General features: G+C 60.5%; 15 protein-coding genes and 1 riboswitch. Of the genes, 6 read left to right on the top strand and 9 right to left on the bottom strand.

Annotated elements, in window-relative coordinates; genetic code table 11:
- Nucleotides 1-140: 140 nt before the first annotated feature.
- The 4 genes from IOD40_RS16590 to tkt form a co-directional block, all read right to left on the bottom strand.
- Nucleotides 141-1,337, bottom strand: a complete 1,197-nt coding sequence (locus IOD40_RS16590; protein WP_198477815.1) for a phosphoglycerate kinase — start codon at nucleotides 1,335-1,337, stop codon at nucleotides 141-143.
- A 74-nt stretch (nucleotides 1,338-1,411) separates the two neighbouring features.
- Entirely contained in the window at nucleotides 1,412-2,317 is a 906-nt protein-coding gene (locus IOD40_RS16585) for a bestrophin family protein (protein WP_198477814.1), read from the bottom strand.
- 102 nt (nucleotides 2,318-2,419) lie between these two features.
- Nucleotides 2,420-3,430 (bottom strand): type I glyceraldehyde-3-phosphate dehydrogenase, encoded by a 1,011-nt coding sequence (gap, locus tag IOD40_RS16580; RefSeq protein ID WP_198477813.1) that lies wholly within the window; start codon nucleotides 3,428-3,430, stop codon nucleotides 2,420-2,422.
- 157 nt (nucleotides 3,431-3,587) lie between these two features.
- The gene (tkt, locus tag IOD40_RS16575; protein ID WP_198477812.1) at nucleotides 3,588-5,579 is read right to left on the bottom strand and encodes a transketolase; all 1,992 of its coding nucleotides are present in this window, start codon (nucleotides 5,577-5,579) and stop codon (nucleotides 3,588-3,590) included.
- Between the two features lie 249 nt (nucleotides 5,580-5,828).
- Between tkt and IOD40_RS16570 the strand changes: the two genes are divergently transcribed.
- Complete coding sequence (locus IOD40_RS16570; RefSeq protein ID WP_198477811.1) at nucleotides 5,829-6,101, top strand: DUF4164 domain-containing protein; 273 nt, start codon at nucleotides 5,829-5,831, stop codon at nucleotides 6,099-6,101.
- Between the two features lie 11 nt (nucleotides 6,102-6,112).
- Entirely contained in the window at nucleotides 6,113-6,484 is a 372-nt protein-coding gene (locus tag IOD40_RS16565) for a cell division protein ZapA (RefSeq protein ID WP_198477810.1), read from the top strand.
- 50 nt (nucleotides 6,485-6,534) lie between these two features.
- Here the strand turns inward: IOD40_RS16565 and IOD40_RS16560 are convergent, their stop codons facing one another.
- Nucleotides 6,535-8,352, bottom strand: coding sequence for an ABC-F family ATP-binding cassette domain-containing protein (locus IOD40_RS16560; RefSeq protein ID WP_198477809.1), 1,818 nt, complete (start codon nucleotides 8,350-8,352; stop codon nucleotides 6,535-6,537).
- A 3-nt stretch (nucleotides 8,353-8,355) separates the two neighbouring features.
- Nucleotides 8,356-9,015 carry a thiamine diphosphokinase gene (locus IOD40_RS16555; RefSeq protein ID WP_198477808.1) on the bottom strand — a complete coding sequence of 220 codons (660 nt, stop codon included), beginning with the start codon at nucleotides 9,013-9,015 and terminating at the stop codon, nucleotides 8,356-8,358.
- A 74-nt stretch (nucleotides 9,016-9,089) separates the two neighbouring features.
- Nucleotides 9,090-9,218: riboswitch (TPP riboswitch) on the top strand.
- A 37-nt stretch (nucleotides 9,219-9,255) separates the two neighbouring features.
- On the opposite strand from IOD40_RS16555, the gene thiB reads away from it, so the two are divergent.
- From thiB to IOD40_RS16535, 4 genes are all read left to right on the top strand, one after another.
- Complete coding sequence (thiB, locus tag IOD40_RS16550; protein WP_198477807.1) at nucleotides 9,256-10,257, top strand: thiamine ABC transporter substrate binding subunit; 1,002 nt, start codon at nucleotides 9,256-9,258, stop codon at nucleotides 10,255-10,257.
- An 8-nt stretch (nucleotides 10,258-10,265) separates the two neighbouring features.
- Complete coding sequence (gene thiP / locus IOD40_RS16545; RefSeq protein WP_198477806.1) at nucleotides 10,266-11,876, top strand: thiamine/thiamine pyrophosphate ABC transporter permease; 1,611 nt, start codon at nucleotides 10,266-10,268, stop codon at nucleotides 11,874-11,876.
- Nucleotides 11,873-12,583, top strand: a complete 711-nt coding sequence (gene thiQ / locus IOD40_RS16540; RefSeq protein WP_198477805.1) for a thiamine ABC transporter ATP-binding protein — start codon at nucleotides 11,873-11,875, stop codon at nucleotides 12,581-12,583. The genes thiP and thiQ overlap by 4 nt, the downstream gene beginning before the upstream one ends.
- A 173-nt stretch (nucleotides 12,584-12,756) precedes the next feature.
- Nucleotides 12,757-14,244: a M48 family metalloprotease gene (locus tag IOD40_RS16535; RefSeq protein ID WP_198477823.1), complete on the top strand. Its 1,488-nt coding sequence runs from the start codon at nucleotides 12,757-12,759 to the stop codon at nucleotides 14,242-14,244.
- Nucleotides 14,245-14,265: 21 nt separating this feature from the next.
- Here IOD40_RS16535 and IOD40_RS16530 read toward each other — a convergent pair whose 3' ends face one another.
- The 3 genes from IOD40_RS16530 to fdxA form a co-directional block, all read right to left on the bottom strand.
- Complete coding sequence (locus tag IOD40_RS16530; protein ID WP_198477804.1) at nucleotides 14,266-15,120, bottom strand: RNA polymerase factor sigma-32; 855 nt, start codon at nucleotides 15,118-15,120, stop codon at nucleotides 14,266-14,268.
- Between the two features lie 221 nt (nucleotides 15,121-15,341).
- Nucleotides 15,342-15,908 carry a CarD family transcriptional regulator gene (locus tag IOD40_RS16525; RefSeq protein WP_198477803.1) on the bottom strand — a complete coding sequence of 189 codons (567 nt, stop codon included), beginning with the start codon at nucleotides 15,906-15,908 and terminating at the stop codon, nucleotides 15,342-15,344.
- A gap of 386 nt (nucleotides 15,909-16,294) precedes the next feature.
- Nucleotides 16,295-16,633, bottom strand: coding sequence for a ferredoxin FdxA (fdxA, locus tag IOD40_RS16520; protein ID WP_198477802.1), 339 nt, complete (start codon nucleotides 16,631-16,633; stop codon nucleotides 16,295-16,297).
- Nucleotides 16,634-16,742: the final 109 nt, after the last annotated feature.

The raw sequence follows: 16,742 nt of genomic DNA, 5'->3' as shown, positions 1-16,742 counted from the left end.
TCCCCCACGGGCTTGGTGTCCCCAGGTGGCTGCGGCCTCGCATCCGCCACCGCACCAACAATGATAGCAGATGCGGCGGGATTTAACTTACAAGGTGGCCCAACGGGCCGGAGGGGGCGCACGCTTGACGCCCCCCGAAATCATTTCGTCAGCGCCACGACGCCCGGCAGTTTCTTGCCTTCCATCCATTCAAGAAACGCACCGCCAGCGGTTGAGACGTAGGAGAAGTCATCCGCGACGCCGGCATGATTGAGCGCAGCGACTGTGTCGCCACCGCCGGCGACGGAGACGAGCTTTCCAGCCTTCGTCTGTTGGCCGGCGAACTGGGCGGCAGCGACAGTCGCCCGGTCGAACGGTGCGATTTCGAAGGCGCCAAGCGGGCCGTTCCAGACCAGCGTCTGCGCACGCTCGATCCACTGCTTGACCGCTTCTACCGTCTGCGGCCCAACGTCGAGGATCATCGCATCCGCGGGCACAGCCTCAACGGAGACGGTTTCGTTCTCGGCATTGGCCTTGAATTCCCGTGCAACTACCGCATCGCTCGGCAAGATGATGGCGCAGCCAGCGGACGCGGCTTCGATCATGATCTGTTTAGCGGTGGCGGCGAGGTCGTGCTCGCACAGCGACTTGCCGACATTGGTGCCGCGCGCGGCAAGAAAGGTGTTGGCCATGCCGCCGCCGATCACCAGGGCATCAACCTTCTTCACAAGGTTCATCAGAAGGTCGATCTTCGTCGAGACCTTTGCGCCACCGACAATCGCGACCACCGGCTTCACCGGCTTGCCCAGACCCTTTTCGAGTGCCTCAAGCTCCGCCTGCATCGTGCGACCGGCATAAGCGGGCAGAAGGCGAGCAATCCCCTCGGTCGAAGCGTGTGCGCGATGGGCAGCCGAGAACGCGTCGTTGACATAAATGTCGCCGTTGGCAGCAAGCGCCTGGGCGAACTCGGCATCGTTCTTTTCCTCACCCTTGTGGAAGCGCGTGTTTTCCAGAAGCAGGATGCCGCCATCTTCAAGTGCGTCGATTGCCGTCGCAGCCTTCTCGCCAATGCAGTCCTCAGCAAAGGCAACGGCTTGACCAAAGACCTGAGACGTCGCATCCACGATCTGGCTCAGTGAAAATTCTGCATTCGCCTCCCCTTTCGGGCGGCCGAAATGCGCCAGGAGAATGACCTTCGCACCCTTGGCTGAAAGCTCCTTGATCGTCGGCGCGATGCGCTCAATCCGCGTCGCGTCGGTAACGGATCCGTCCTTGACGGGCACGTTGAGATCGACACGCACGAGAACGCGCTTGCCGTTGATTTCGCCCAGATCATCAAGTGTCTTGAAGCCGCTCATTTTCTGCCTTTCCATAGATCCGGATCCTGTTTGCGCCTCGTTCACAGAGGCTCCCGACCGATCCCGGTTTTCAATCATGAATAAAAGTAGCGCTCGCCCTCAAGTGGTGGCGGTACTGGTTCCCCCAGCGCCTCGAAGACGGAAATCTCGCACACCCTGCACAGCCCATCGAGCGCCAGATCATTTGCTTCGGTGCCGAACGGATCTTCCAGCTCCTCTGAAAGCGCATCAAGGCCGAAATAGGTGTAAGCGATCAGCGCCGTGAACAAGGGAGTTGCCCAGCCGGTGGCGGAGACCAGCGCGAAGGGCAGCAACAGACAAACGATGTAGGCCGTGCGTCGCAACAACAGTGAGTATGCAAACGGCAGAGGCGTGCCAGCAATTCGCTCGCAACCGGCCTGAACTGCAGACATCGTCGCAAGACGCTCGTCGAGGATGCGGTAGCCGATGGCGTCGATGACCCCATCACGGCGAAACCCGCCAATTCTTTCGCCCATGCACCGCATGACCGCATCCGCCTTGTTGGCGAATGCGGAAAATTCGTCTGCCGGTGCGCCCGCCAGTTCACGCGCCTTGTCCATCACATCGGCACGCCGCATCTGCCCGCGCAAGAAATGGCAAAACAGCAAGGCGTCGATCAGAAGAGGCCGTATCCGCTCGCGATCTTCCACCAGCGCATTCGTCGCGCGCGCAAGGTTCCGAATGTCATAGACCAGCTGGCCCCAGAGCTTGCGTGCTTCCCACCACCGGTCATAGGCGGCGTTGTTGCGAAAGCCGAGATAGATCGACAGCGAGATACCGACGAGGCCGAACGGCGTGATGTTGAATTTCTCAAACTGCAGTCCCGACAGATGCACAGCCGCGACAACCATCGCGGCATAGATGGTCAGGCCGATGATCTGCGGCAGGATGCGCGGGACGATCGAACCGCGCATGACAAAAAACAGGCTGAGAAAACTGGGCCTGGGCCGTATGATCATCTAACTGCATCCTGTGGCAGCACATGCCGCTCCGCGCAACGATGGAGCCTAACAAAACGCCCGGTCAAGGCCGGGCGTTTCAATCAGGCTATGTCAGATGCCTTAGGCGATCGTCTTCGCCACCGCGACAGCCGTGTCGGCCATACGGTTGGAGAAGCCCCACTCGTTGTCGTACCAGGACATGACGCGGACGAGATCGCCCTCGACAACCTTGGTCTGGTCGAGCGCGAAAGTCGACGATGCCGGGTCGTGGTTGAGATCCATCGAGACCAGCGGCTCGTTGGTGTAGGCGAGGATACCCTTGAGGTCACCATCAGCAGCAGCAACGAGCGCTGCGTTGACTTCTTCAACGGTGACCTTGCGGCTTGGAACGAACTTGAAGTCGATGACCGAGACGTTCGGCGTCGGGACGCGGATCGAAACGCCGTCGAGCTTGCCCTTCAGTTCCGGCAGAACCAGGCCAACGGCCTTGGCTGCACCGGTCGAGGTCGGGATCATCGACAGAGCCGCAGCGCGGGCGCGGTAGAGATCCTTGTGCATCGTGTCGAGCGTCGGCTGGTCGCCCGTATAGGCGTGAACCGTTGTCATGAAGCCCTTTTCGATGCCGAAGGCGTCGTTGAGGACCTTGGCAACCGGTGCCAGGCAGTTCGTCGTGCACGAGGCGTTCGAGATCACGATGTGATCGCTGGTGATCTTGTCGTGGTTGACGCCGTAAACAACGGTGATGTCGGCATTGTCAGCCGGAGCCGAAACGATGACGCGCTTGGCGCCAGCGGTCAGGTGCGCCGAGGCCTTTTCCTTCGACGTGAAGATGCCGGTGCACTCAAGAACGATGTCGATGCCGAGTTCGCCCCATGGCAAATTCGCCGGGTCGCGTTCTGCGAACACCTTGAAGGATTCATCGCCAACGTGGATGGTGTCGCCGTCTACCTTGACTTCGGCCGGGAAGCGGCCGTGCACGCTGTCGTAGCGCAGGAGGTGTGCGTTGGTTTCGACCGGGCCGAGATCGTTGATGGCAACGATATCGATGTCCTTGCGGCCGCTCTCGTAGATGGCGCGAGCGATATTGCGGCCGATGCGGCCAAATCCGTTGATTGCGACTTTCACGGTCATAGAGCGGTCTCCCGAAGGGCTAAAATAGCTACCATCCGGCGGAAACTCCGCAGCCTCACGCCGGGTTAGGCCTCCCATAGCGGCGCGCTGGAGAAGAATCCAGCGGCCCTATGGGATAAAACCGATTAGTACGGGCGGGCAGTCACAGGAACAAGGCTTATACCTTGTTCAAACGACCTTCCACTGCGTCAACAACTGCTTCGGCGGTGATGCCGAAGTGCTTGTAGAGCGCATCGATCGGGGCGCTGGCACCGAAACCGCTCATGCCGACGAACAGGCCGTCTGAGCCAATGATCGCGTCCCAGCCCAGGCGGATGCCTGCTTCGACGGCGATCTTGATCGGCGCGTTGCCGATCGTTGCTGAGCGGTAGGCCTCGTCCTGCTCAAAGAATAGCTCGAAAGACGGAACCGAGACAACACGTGCCGGGATGCCGCGCTTGTCGAGTTCGACCTTGGCGGCAAGCGCGATTTCGACTTCCGAACCGGATGCAAAGATCGTTGCCTTGGCCTCACCCTCTGCGCCAGCGAGCTCGTAAGCGCCGCGTGCCGTGAGGTTTTCAGCCGTGTGCTCGGTGCGAAGCGTCGGCAGGTTCTGACGGGTCAGAGCCAGCGTCGACGGGGTGCGGGTCGACTTGAGCGCGACCTGCCAGGCTTCAACCGCCTCAACCGCATCTGCCGGACGCAGCACGATATGGTTCGGGATCGCGCGCAGAACAGCAACGTGCTCGACCGGCTGGTGGGTCGGGCCGTCTTCGCCAAGACCGATCGAGTCATGCGTCATGACGAAGATCGAGCGAATCCCCATCAACGAAGCAAGACGCATCGCAGGACGTGCATAGTCCGAGAAGGTCAGGAAGGTGCCGCCGTAAGGAATGACACCGCCATGCAGCGCCATACCGTTCATGGCTGCAGCCATGCCGTGCTCACGGATGCCCCAGTAGACATAGCGACCGTTGAAGTCGCCAGCCTTGATCGGGCCGGTCTGGCTGGTCTTGGTGTTGTTGGAGCCCGTCAGGTCAGCCGAGCCGCCGATGGTGTCTGGCACAATTCCGTTGATGACCTCAAGCGCCATCTCGGAGGATTTGCGCGTTGCCACTTTCGGCTTGTCTGCCGACAGCTGCTGCTTGTAGGCCTCGATCGCTGCATCGAACCCTTCCGGAAGATCGCCGCGCATGCGGCGCTCGAACTCGGCGCGGATCTCTGCATCGGCAGCGGCAAAGCGATCTTCCCAGGCAGCGCGCTTTTCAGCACCGCGTGCACCGATGGAGCGCCATGCGTCGAGGATGTCGCTCGGGATCTCGAACGGAGCATATTCCCAGTTCAGCTGAGCACGCGCGCCAGCGATTTCCTCGGCGCCCAGCGGCGAACCGTGGGCCTTGTTGCTGCCCGCACGGGTCGGAGCACCGAAGCCGATGGTGGTCTTGGCGGCGATCAGGGTCGGACGGCTCGACTTTTTCGCGGTCTGGATCGCGGTGGCGATCGCTTCCGGATCATGACCGTCAACGCTGAGGGTGTTCCAGCCGGAAGCGGCGAAGCGCGCACGCTGGTCGGTCGAATCGGTCAGCGAAATCGCGCCGTCGATCGAGATGTTGTTGTCGTCCCAGATGACGATCAGCTTGTTGAGGCGCAGATGGCCCGCAAGTGTGATCGCTTCCTGGCTGATGCCTTCCATGAGGCAGCCGTCGCCAGCGAGAACGTAGGTGTAGTGATTGACGAGATCGTCGCCGAAGCGCGCATTCAGGATGCGCTCTGCCATCGCCATGCCGACGGCGTTGGCGATGCCCTGGCCGAGCGGGCCGGTCGTCGTCTCAATGCCGGTCGCGTGGCCCCATTCCGGATGGCCGGCGGTCTTCGCGCCCAACTGGCGGAAGTTCTTGATCTCGTCGATCGTCATGTCCTCGTACCCGGTCAGGTAGAGGAGCGAATAGAGCAGCATCGAGCCATGACCAGCGGACAGCACGAAGCGGTCGCGATCGGCCCAGTGCGGCGCCTTCGGATCGAAGGAGAGGAACTTCGAGAACAGCACCGTGGCAATATCGGCTGCTCCCATGGGAAGGCCGGGGTGGCCAGAATTGGCCTTCTCGACCGCATCCATCGAAAGGAAGCGGATCGCATTGGCCATGCGGTCATGCTGTTCACGTGTAATCATGAGTGGCTCGCTTGTCGTTCCTGCGCAAGGGAAAGGGCTTTCTCCTAGCCCTGAAAGAGCGAGTGGACACATAGCAGGCATGCGGCACGAGTCAACGTCAGCCTAACCCAATAGGGGGAGCGGATACGCTTTCAAGGGGACATTGCAGGACACGCGTTGACGGTTCCTTTTCCCGCTGCCTAAAGTTTCACTTTAAATACGCTGGCAAAGCGTGCGATTCGGCACCGGATCGGCGCTGGAGCGAAGTACATGACTGGGGAAGCCACCCTCAAGGAAGTAATTGCCCGCCTCGGAAAGGCGATCGACGTGCTGGAGGACGCGGTGGCGGCCCGGCTCGAACGCGATCAGGATTACGGCGAAGCGGAGGCAGAGGTTCAGCGGATGAACGCCGATCGTGCGCGCCTTGCTCAGGAGCTCGACGCGTCAGAAGCCCGCGCCGAAAGGCTCGAAGAAGCCAACAAGGAAGTCTCCCGCCGCCTCGTCACGGCGATGGAGACGATCCGCGCCGTGCTTGACAGATAGGATACGCGAAGATGCCACAGGTCACGGTGAGCATTGACGGGAAGACGTACCGCATGGCGTGCGACGATGGCCAGGAGCAACATCTGGTCGAACTCGCCGCGAGCTTTGATCGCTATGTCACCCACCTCCGGTCTTCGTTCGGCGAGATCGGAGACCAGCGCCTGACGGTCATGGCCGGCATTATGGTGATGGACGAGCTTTTCGAGCTGCAGAGGCGCATCAAGGGCATGGAGACCGAGATCGCGACCCTGCGCAAGACACGCGACGATGCGCTCTCCAAAGCCGACAAGAACGACGCTGCGCTTACCGGCGCGCTCGCAAGCCTCGCCGAGCGCATGGAAAATCTCGCCCTTCGCCTCAACAGCGAGCACTCCGCCAGCTGATCTCAGCTGGCAGGACGCCTTACTTCATCGACTGGCGCTGAGGGCTTTCGTCAGCCCTCGATTTCCTCACGCAGCATCTCAAGCTCGAGCCATTCTTCTTCCATCGCGCTGAGCTTGGCGCGATGTGCGTCGATCTCGGCAGCAACCTTGGCAAATCCGTCGGGATCCCTGTTGTAGAAGGATGGATCAGCCATCTTCTTCTCCAGAACCGACACCTTGGCTTCAAGCTCAGCCATCTGCTTCGGCAAGTTCTCGAGCGCGAATTTCTGCTTGTAGGACAGCTTCTTTGCGGGAGCGGAGCGGCTCTGCGCCGTGCCGCTTCCCTCTTTTTTGGCGGCAGTCTCTTCCTTCTTCTGCCGGGGCGCGCGCTCATCGAGCTTTTCGCCGCCACGCTGTGCCAGCAAGTCGCTGTAACCGCCGGCATATTCGACCCAGCGCCCATCTCCGGCAGGCGCGATCGTGCTGGTCACGGTGCGATCGAGGAAGTCACGATCATGGCTGACGAGCAGAACCGTTCCGGGAAAACCGGCTACCAGTTCCTGCAACAGATCCAGCGTTTCCATGTCGAGATCGTTGGTCGGCTCATCAAGGATGAGCAGATTTGCAGGCCGGGACAGGAGACGCGCCAGAACCAGTCGTGCCCGTTCGCCGCCGGAAAGTTCACGTACCGGCGTGCGCGCCTGCTCCGGCTTGAACAGAAAGTCCTTCATGTAGGAGACGACGTGTTTCTGCTCGCCATTAACGACCAGGCTCTCGCCGCGTCCGTCGGTCAGGTAGTTGGCCAGCGTTTCCTGCGGATCGAGCGTGCGCTTCTGGTCGAGCGCCGCGATCTCCAGGTTCGCACCAAGACGAACCGTGCCGCCATCAGGCGCAAGTTCACCGATCAGCATCTTCAGAAGTGTCGTCTTTCCAGCACCGTTCGGGCCGACGAGACCAACGCGGTCACCGCGCTGGATGCGTGTCGAAAAACCTTCGACAACCACCATCTCGCCAAACCGCTTCTGCAGGTTCTTCGCTTCGATGACGAGCTTGCCGGATTCGTTGGCTTCCGAGGCAGTCAGCGTCGCCGCGCCTTCAGGTCCACGCTTGTTGCGGAAATCAGCGCGCATCGAATGCAATTCGCCAAGGCGGCGCATGTTGCGCTTGCGCCGAGCCGTTACGCCATAGCGCAGCCAATGCTCTTCGCGCACGATCTGGCGGCCAAGCTTGTGGTGCTCCCTCTCCTCTTCCTCAAGCAGCTTGTCGCGCCATTCCTCGAAATGAGCGAAGCTTTTCTCAAGGCGTTTGGTCTCGCCTCGGTCCAGCCAGACGACAGCGCGTGAGACGCGTTCCAGAAAGCGACGGTCGTGCGAGATCATGATGAGCGCAGATTTTGTCCGCTGCAGCTCATTTTCAAGCCATTCGATCGTGTTCAGATCGAGGTGGTTGGTCGGCTCGTCGAGAAGGAGAATGTCCGGCTCTGGCGCCATGACCCGCGCGAGCGCTGCGCGTCGAGCCTCGCCGCCCGACAGCGTCTTGGGATCTTCATCGCCGGTAAGACCAAGGCTCTCGATGAGATAGGCCGCGCGGTAGATGTCATCTGCAGGCCCAAGACCGGCTTCGACATAGGCGCGAACGCTCGCAAAGCCCTCCATGTCGGGCTCCTGGGGCAGATAACGGATCGTGGCAGACGGCTGACGAAAAATCTCGCCATCCTGTGCATCGACCATGCCTGCTGCAATCTTCAAAAGCGTTGACTTGCCGGAACCGTTGCGACCGACCAGCGCGATCTTGTCACCCGCCGAAGCGGAAAGATCCGCGCCGTCGAGCAGAGGCGTGCCGCCGAAGGTCAACTTGATGCCGTCAAGGGAAAGAAGCGGAGGAGCCATGGATCACATCGAAAAGGAGGAAACAGGATGGGCGAGCAACAGCGCCCGGCCAGAATCGAAGCGAACGGAGAGCGTTCCCCGAACCTCGTTTGAAAGAGTAAGTGACGAGCCGAACTCTACATCATGGCCGGACAGCGACCACTTCGCCCCGGAGACTGTCAGGCCTTTGAGCTCTGAAAACGCCAGCACGCTGACCAGCGTCCCGTCAGGATATTCGAATTCCGCCTCCCGCCCTGCCAGCAGAGGCACGCCTTCCTGAACGCCACTTGTCAGGAGGCATGACACACCCTGTTCAGCCAGCCGCACGGCCGCGGTCAAATGGAGAAATGCGTGATCGGTTCGCGCTCCGCCGAACGCACCAACCAGGACGAGCTCCCGCGCGCCGCGCTCAAGCGCAGCATCAACGGCAATTTCGCCGTCGGTCTTATCCTTGTCGGCAGGAAACAACTCTACCGGCGTCGCCCTGTTCGCTTCCCGAAGTTCATCATCGACGGAATCGAAGTCGCCCGTCCATAATTCGGGTTTCACGCCGAGCGCCGCGGCATGTCTCATCCCAGAATCTGCGGCGATGACCCTTGCCTCAGCAACCTGCGCCAAAAGGCGGGGTGTAACGACGAGTTCGCCGCCAAGAAGGATCACGAAACGGGTAGTCTTATGCGTCATGGGCTCGCCTCTAACATGCCCGGCCCCCGAAGTTAAACCGCTTGCATGCGCCGACCCGCAACACTATGTCTCAATCTGCTCTAACGGGGTGCTCGGCGCGATCAATTCGTGGCCTGGCTGAGAGGCAACCGGATGAAAATCCCCGCCAACCCGCTGAACCTGATCCGGCTTGTACCGGCGGAGGGATTAGACGCTCAGCATGGCGCCGATTCCCCCTTTTGAGAATTTGAGGAGGCGCTGATGCCAAGACCAGTCCTTGCCGCTCTAACACTGGCTGCCGCCCTCGTGGCGCTTCCTGCGGCCGCGCAGGAAAAGCTCACCATTTACACCTATGAAAGCTTCACCTCGGAATGGGGCCCCGGCCCTGCCGTGAAGAAGAATTTCGAGGACGTCTGCGCTTGTGAAGTCGACTTTGTCGCTGTGGCAGACGGCGTGGCGCTTCTGAACCGCCTGAGGCTTGAAGGTGCCAGAACGTCAGCTGACATCGTACTCGGCCTCGACACCAATCTGACGCATGAGGCCAAGGAAACGGGGCTGTTTGCGCCCCATGGCATTTCCCTCGAGAAGGTCAATATTCCCGGCGGCTGGTCTGACGACGTGTTCGTTCCGTTCGACTATGGATATTTCGCCATCATTCAGGACACCGAAGCGTTCTCCACGCCCTATAAGAGCCTGAAGGCGCTGGTGAACGGCTACCCTGAACAGCGCCTCGTCATCCAGGATCCGCGCACCTCGACCCCCGGCCTTGGACTGCTGCTTTGGGTGAAGGCGGTATACGGCGATGATGCTGCCGAGGCTTGGGAAAGGCTGAGCTCGCGCATTCTCACCGTGACCCCGGGCTGGAGCGAGGCCTACAGCCTCTTCACCAGCGGCGAAGCCTCGATGGTGCTGTCCTACACCACCTCCCCCGCCTACCATGAGATCGCCGAAGGCTCGACGCGATACAAGGCGATGGCATTTGAGGAGGGGCATTACCTGCAGGTCGAGGTAGCCGCAGCAACGATCAAAGGGGCGGAAAATCCCCTGACCGCCCAATTCCTCGAATTCATGACCGGCCCAGGCTTCCAGAACGCTATCCCTGAAACAAACTGGATGTTCCCCGCCGGTGAGACGTCCAAGCCGCTCAACCCCGCATTCGATCATGCGGTGAAGCCGGGCACGAAGCTTTCCTTCAGTGCTGACGAAGTGGCGGCCAACCGAGACGCATGGGTCAAGGAATGGCTCGAGATCATGAGCCGCTGAGGGAAAGAATGGGGCAGCTCTCCGATCGCCGGGTTCTCGCTGGACTTGCCGGCCTGACGGCGGTCGGTCTGCTGATCGGCGGCGCATTTGCCGGGCTGATCAGCCAGGCGGTGACAGAATGGTCGGGGGCTGTTTCGGCCCTTGATCCCTATCTGTTTCGCATCACCCGCTTCACCTTGTGGCAGGCCCTCTTGTCGACCCTGCTTTCGGTGGCACCCGCAATCCTGATCGCCCGCGCCCTTGCCCGGCATCCAGACTTTCCAGGCAGAAGCATCATTCTGCGGCTCTTCGCCTTGCCGCTGGCCTTGCCTGCAATCGTTGCCGCGCTTGGAATTCTTGCGCTGCTCGGTCGCGCAGGAATTTTCGCCGACCTGCTAGGGTGGCTGAACGGCGGACAATGGCAAGGCATTTACGGCCTGTCCGGCATTCTTGTTGCGCATGTCTTCTTCAACCTGCCCCTGGCCACACGCCTGCTGCTTCACGCCCTCGAGACAGTGCCTGGCGACCAGTGGCGGCTGGCAGCGCAACTCGGCATGGGTCCTGCAACCTCCTTTCGCTTGATCGAGTGGCCGGTATTGCGGGCCGCACTTCCCGGCGTTGCAGGGCTTATTTTCATGCTCTGCATCACCTCATTCACCATCGTACTGACGCTTGGCGGAGGCCCCCGAGCGACGACACTCGAGGTCGCGATCTACCAGGCCCTGCGTTTCGACTTTGATCCCGCACGCGCTGTCACGCTCACCATCATACAGATTGCGTTGACCGTTATGGTTGTCACGCTCCTGATCCGCCTTGGCACCGACATGGTCGGTGATCCCAATTTACCGGTATCGCGCAGACGCCCGTCAATCGCGAGCCGTCGAGAGACGATTTTCAATTTCGCATTGATCCTCTCGGCTCTCCTCTTCGTGGCCGCTCCCTTTGTCGCCATAATCGTCTCCGGCCTTCAGGCTGACCTTTCGCGCCTGGCGAGCGACCCTGCACTGCACCGCGCGACGCTGACCAGCCTGCTGCTAGCAATCATCTCCGCCGGGCTCAGCATCTTGCTGTCTCTGTCCCTGACGGTTGCGCGCAGTGCCCTTGAGCTCAAAAGGCGGGGCCAGGGCCATCCATCCATCCTTGAGCGCCTGCTCGATACCGGGGCTGGCTTCGTCCTTGTCGTGCCACCGGTCGTGGTCGGAGCGGGCTGGTTCATTCTGCTGCTGCACAGCGGCAACGTCTTTGTCATGGCCCCAATCATGGTCATTACGGTCAACGCCGTCATGGCGATGCCTTTTGCCATACGCGCGATCCGCCCGGCCTGGGATGGAGCGAGCAAGCGTCATGAAAAGCTGTGCGCCTCGCTGGGCATCACCGGCTTCAATCGCTTGCGGCTGATCGATTGGCCTTCGATCCGACGTCCGGCGCTCACGGCATTCGCGTTCGCCATGGCACTGTCGCTTGGCGACCTTGGTGTCATTGCTCTCTTTGGCAGTGATGCCGTGAAAACGTTGCCCTATCTGCTGTTTGAACGGATGGGGAGCTACCGCACGGCAGATGCCGCTGGCATCGCTCTTTTCCTCGGTATCGTCTGCCTGGCGCTCATGATGCTCGCGGATCGAACACGGAGAAATGCATGAGCGGCGCATCTGTCGAACTCGCTAGCCTGACCTTCAGCTATGGCGAGACCCGAATGGAGTTTGACCTCAAGGTACCCGTCTCCTCGGTCATCGCCATTATGGGGCCCAGCGGCTCGGGCAAATCGACATTGCTCAATTTGATAGCTGGCTTTGAAACGCCCCAATCTGGCGCAGTTCTGATTGACGGACGAGATGTCAGTGCCGACCGGCCCGCCCAGCGTCCGATCTCGATGGTGTTTCAGGAGAACAACCTTTTTTCGCATCTGAACGTTGAGGACAATGTCGGACTTGGCCGCTCGCCGTCGCTGCGCCTGACGCAGAAGGACCGGCAGGACATCGCTGACGCTCTTGCTCATACCGGCCTTGCCGGCAAGGAACATCGGCTCCCGGCAGAGCTTTCAGGGGGCGAGCGCCAGCGCGTTGCCCTCTCACGTGCGTTGGTACGCGATCGCCCGGTTCTACTGCTGGATGAGCCATTTGCGTCGTTGGGCCCGGCACTGCGACGCGAGATGCTGTCATTGGTGCGGCAGCTTCATTTTGATCACGACATGACAATCTTGATGGTGACGCATCACACCGACGATGCGCAGCTCCTGGCCGACAAGATCGCTTTCGTCGACGATGGTCGCATCGCTGCTTTCGAGGACACCACGACGATGTTCTCCCCGTCTGCCCCCGATGCCTTTCGCGCCTATATTGGTAGCTGACGACTGCGTTTTCGCCCGGATGCGGACATATTTGCCACGCATTGCTGCAACACGCCGTGCTATGTTGCGCGTGTGCGAAATATGGCAGTGCAGGCGCAACCCTTTGCGGTTTGCCACGTTTCGGACGGATCAGAGGAAGGGTCGAGAATCTGCCGATAATGTCGCTTGATGCCATGAAGGACCGGAACCCACATCAGCCGGCCCGCTTCGTGCGGCGTGGGCTGATCGCGCTCGCGATGAGCGTATCCATTGCTGGCTGTCAGGTACTTGGTGGAGATGAAAGTGCCTTCCGCCCGTCGGCAAACCCAGTAACGGTCGACACGGTAACCCGGGGCGACCGTCTCGCAACGCTGGCCCGTGAACAACACCCACGAATTCTGGCGACCTATGGCGGCGAATATTCCGATCCGAAACTGGAGCGCATGGTCGCGCGGGTGGTCGGTTCGCTGACTCTTGACCTGGACAATCCGAACCAGACGTATCAGATCACCATTTTGAACTCGCCGAACATAAATGCGTTCGCGCTGCCGGGCGGGTATCTCTACGTCACGCGTGGCCTTCTCGCTCTGGCCAATGATTCCGCCGAATTGGCCGCCGTGCTGGCGCATGAGATGGCGCATGTGACCTCAAATCACGGCATGCAGCGCCAGCAGCGTGAGGCCGAGGAAGTTCTGGCTACCCGGGTGGCGACGGAAGTTCTGGCCGGGGATCCGGCCGCGCGCGTTGCCCTGGTCCGCGGCAAACTTCGCCTCGCCCAATTCTCCCGCAATCAGGAACTCGAGGCCGACGCCGTTGGCATTCGCTCGATCGCACGTGCGGGTTACGATCCTTTTGCAGCGGCTCGCTTCCTGCAGTCGATGGCCGCCTATAGCGCCTCGCGCAGTGTGACAGGTGTGGCCGACGAGGGACTAGATTTCCTTGCCAGCCACCCATCCGCACCTCAGCGCATCGAGCTTGCTCTGCGCCATGCTCGCCAATACGCCCCTCCCGGAACCGGCAACAGGGATCGCGAAGCCTTTCTGGCGGGAATTGACGGCATGTTGTTTGGCGACACCCCTCAAGAAGGGTTTGTACGCGGCCGCACCTTCATGCACCCGAAGCTTGGCATCACCTTCTCGGTGCCCCAAGGGTTCGTGATCGACAATTCAGCAGCGGCCGTGACGGCTGCGGGTCCGGGCGATACCGCCGTCCGTTTTGATGGGGTCTCCATCGACAATCGGGTCCCGCTCACTGACTATATCCAGTCAGGTTGGGTTGCTGGCCTTGACGCAAGCAGTATCCGCAAGCGCACAATCAACGGGAATGAGGCCGTCTCTGCCCGCGCTCGCGCCGAAGGATGGCAGTTCGACGTGACCGTCATCCGCGCTGCCGGGCAGGTCTATCGCCTTCTCACCGCCGCACCAGCTGCCAGCACAACCCTTGTCGCCACCGCAGACGCGGTCAGCAACAGCTTCCGTGTTCTTTCCGCTGCAGAAAAGCAGGGTCTGAACCCATTGAAGGTGAGGATCGTGACGGTTCGGCCAGGAGATACGGTTGCGACACTCGCCGCGCGGATGGAAGGCGTCGACCGCAAGGTGGGCATGTTCCGTTTGATTAACGGTATGAGCTCCAGTGCGACCGTCTCTGCCGGCGCCAAGGTGAAGATCATTACCGATAAATAGTGGCGCGTGGCTTGATAACGCTCAGGCCGCGCTGCGGCCTGGCTCTTGGTGTGTCAACGCAACGCGCAGCTTCTCTATGGCTCGGCCTTCGATCTGGCGGACCCGCTCCTTGGAAATTCCCAATGTGGTACCCAGCGATTCCAGAGTTGCGCCTTCATCGCGTAAGCGCCGTTCCTGAATAATCCTGAGCTCGCGGGGGTTCAGCGTAGACAGCGCTCGCGTCAACCATTGCCGCCGCCGCTCAGCGTCAATTGTGTCACTGACGATTTCGTCTGGCAGGGGCTTGTCACAGACGAGGAAATCCTGCCGCTCAGCGGCACCCTCACCATCTGCTGAGACTGGCGCGTTGAGAGAACTGTCTGAGCCCGACAGCCGCGCATCCATGGTTTCTACATCACTGACTGCGACGCCAAGAACGTCCGCGAGTTCACTGTAAAGCGCTTCGCCAGTGAGTTCCGGGTTGTCCTGCGCCAGACGCGCACGCAGTCGGCGTAGATTGAAGAACAACGCCTTTTGTGCCGAGGACGTCCCTCCCCGTACGATCGACCAGTTTCGCAGGATGAAATCCTGCATGGATGCCCGGATCCACCAGGTCGCATAGGTGGAAAACCGCACCTCGCGCTCAGGCTCGAAGCGAGATGCAGCTTCGAGCAGACCGACATGCCCTTCCTGTATCAGATCGCTTGTTGGAAGCCCGAAATGGCGAAACTTTCCCGCCATGGAAATAACCAGGCGCATATGCGCCGTCGCGATCTGATGCATCGCGTTCTGGTCCCCATCGCGCCAGCGCAGGGCAAGCTCATGTTCCTGCTGACGCTCCAGATACGGGGCCTTCATGGCCTCGCGTATCATATTGCGGCGTGCCGGATCGTCCATCTCGCGCTCCATTCGTCCAGACAGGATCGGCAGATCCTGCCCCAAGTCTCATGGCGGCTCGCAAGCCGCGTCTCTGACCGCGCGCGGGCAAACCCACGACGCCTTCAGTAAATACGCGGCTGCAGGGACAATAGTTCCACTTCCGTGTGACACTGCTCGTACAAACGAAAAGACCCGGCCTGATCGGACCGGGTCTTTTTCAGTAACGAGTGTGTGCGAACTTACGCGGCCTCTTCCTGCTCGGCCTCTTCATTGTCCGCCTTGGCACCGCGACGCGGACCCTTGGCAAGATTCACTTCGATGAGGCGAACAGCTTCGGTGTCCGACATCTTGTTGACCGCAGCAATCTCGCGCGCCATGCGGTCGAGTGCAGCTTCATAGAGCTGACGCTCGGAGTACGACTGCTCAGGCTGGTTCTCGGCACGGTAGAGGTCACGAACCACTTCCGAGATCGAAATCAGGTCACCGGAATTGATCTTCGCGTCATATTCCTGGGCCCGGCGGGACCACATGGTGCGCTTCACGCGGGCACGACCCTGTACGACCTTGAGCGCGCGATCCACATAGTCGGTCTCGGAGAGCTTGCGCATGCTGTCAGCCTTAGCCACAGGCACCTTGAGCCGCATCTTGTCTTTCTGAAAGTCGATGACGAAGAGTTCCAGCTTATGTCCCGCGACTTCCTGCTCTTCGATGGCAGTGATCTGTCCAACGCCGTGAGCCGGGTACACGATGAATTCCCCGGTCTTGAAGCCGTGCTTGGTCGCGGATTTCTTCTGCTGGGTTGCCATACGCCCTGTACTCCTTCTTTGACACGCGCTATCGATAGCGCGTGGATTCGCGGCCGACGAGCCGGCCAGCCAACTGCCGCGCATGACAAAAAGGCCGCATCATCCGTAGGAACCTTCAGTGACGGGCGAGGCCTAATAAGCCCTGCCCGACCCAGGCAGCCCTGGTCCGGATGATCTGCAGCCTTTCGAGATTAAAGCGCTAGCGCCATGAATCGACAATTTGTCATCGGCATGTTGCGCAATATGTAACACAAAAAGTGGCAAGATTCAACAATTTGCGCAGGCGCGAACTTGCGCCGGCGCAAATTGCGCAATAAAGCGAATCAGAACCGCGCCTGAAGCGCGGCTATACCCTTGCGTCAGGAACCGCTGGAATCCCGCGTTCCCTAGTCTCCCGAACCCGGCTCTGCCGAGAAATACTGTTCGAACTTGTTGTCGACGCCGTCGAATTCCTTGGCTTCGGGAAGCTCGTCCTTTTTGGTCGTGATGTTGGGCCATTTTGCCGCATACTCGGTATTCACCTGCAACCACTTGTCCAGGCCCGGCTCCGTGTCCGGCTTGATGGCGTCAGCGGGGCATTCCGGCTCGCACACGCCACAATCGATGCACTCGTCGGGATGAATGACGAGCATGTTCTCGCCTTCATAGAAGCAGTCCACCGGGCATACTTCCACGCAGTCGGTGTATTTGCATCGGATGCAATTGTCGGTGACGACATAGGTCATAAATGGCTCCGCCCGGCTCTGAGTCTGCTAGGTCCGGCCGTGAGGTAATCCCTTTGCCGGAACTGCGCAAGGGTGACCAATGCGCGCAAGCATCGGAAGAAGGATTGAT

The organism is Aquamicrobium zhengzhouense (genome assembly GCF_016124105.1).
In the GTDB taxonomy this organism is placed as follows: domain Bacteria; phylum Pseudomonadota; class Alphaproteobacteria; order Rhizobiales; family Rhizobiaceae; genus Aerobium; species Aerobium zhengzhouense.
This window is presented reverse-complemented; position numbering and strand designations above follow the sequence as displayed.